The 1,135-nt window shown below is 69.6% G+C and carries 1 protein-coding gene; it reads left to right on the top strand.

Features of this window, described 5'->3' with window-relative positions:
- Window positions 1-1,135, top strand: a 1,135-nt coding sequence (locus D7V88_RS41690; protein ID WP_147449159.1) for a condensation domain-containing protein, incomplete at both ends; no start/stop codon positions are given.

Genomic DNA, 1,135 nt, shown 5'->3' with positions numbered 1-1,135 from the left:
GGACGTGCTGGTGCGCGAAGTGGGGGCGCTCTACAGCGCGTACGCTGCGGGCCGAGCGTCGCCGCTGCCGGAGTTGGAAGTGCAGTACGCGGACTACGCGGCGTGGCAGCGTGGCTGGCTGAAGGGCACCGTGCTGGAGGCGCAGCTCTCCTGGTGGCGCCAGCAGTTGGAAGGCGCTCCGCACGCGCTGGAGTTGCCGACGGACCGGCCGCGTCCTGCGACGCAGAGCTTCCGGGGCGCGAGGAGCGCCATCCAGTGGCCGCGAGCGCTGGAGGAGGGCGTGGCGGCGCTGGCGCGCCAGGAGGGTGCGACGCCCTTCATGGTGCTGCTGACGGCGTGGCAGGTGCTGCTGGCGCGCTACAGCGGCCAGCAGGACATCAGCGTGGGAACGCCCATCGCGGGCCGCAACCGCACGGAGCTGGAAGGACTCATCGGCTTCTTCGTGAACACGCTGGTGCTGCGCACGAAGCTGGATGAGGGCGCGAGCTTCCGTCAGGTGCTGCGCCAGGTGCGCGAGACGACGCTGGGAGCGTACGCGCACCAGGAAGTGCCGTTCGAGAAGCTGGTGGAGGAGCTGAAGCCGGAGCGCGACCTGAGTCGTTCGCCGCTCTTCCAGGTGATGTTCACGATGCAGAACACGCCGGGCGGCTCGGGAGAAGCGCTGCCGGGTGGGCTGGTGCTGAGCCTCGTGGAAACAGAGGGCACCACGGCGAAGTTCGACCTGACGCTGGGCATGGCGGAGACAGGCCGCGGCCTCGCGGCGTCGCTTGAATACAACACCGACCTCTACGACGCGGAGACGGCACAGCGACTGTTGGGGCACCTGGGCACACTGCTGGGCGCCATCACGAGGAATGCGGATGCGGGCGTCTGGGCCCTGCCGCTGCTGGAGACCGAGGAGCGCCAGCAGGTGCTGAAGCGCTTCGCGGGTGAAGTGGCCCCGGAGCGAGAGGGAGCGGAAACCCTCCATGGCCTCTTCGCGTCGCAAGCGGCGAAGACGCCGGGCGCGTTGGCGGTGGTGCACGAGGGTGCGGAGCTGACGTACGCGCAGGTAGAAGCTCGAGCGAACCAGTTGGCGCGTCACCTGAGGACGTTGGGGGTGGGCGAGGAGAGCCGGGTGGGCGTGTGCGTGGAG

The sequence above is a fragment of the Corallococcus terminator genome (assembly GCF_003611635.1).
Taxonomy (GTDB): domain Bacteria; phylum Myxococcota; class Myxococcia; order Myxococcales; family Myxococcaceae; genus Corallococcus; species Corallococcus terminator.
The sequence above is the reverse complement of the archived record's forward strand: the minus strand, read 5'-3'. Positions and strand labels throughout refer to the sequence as shown.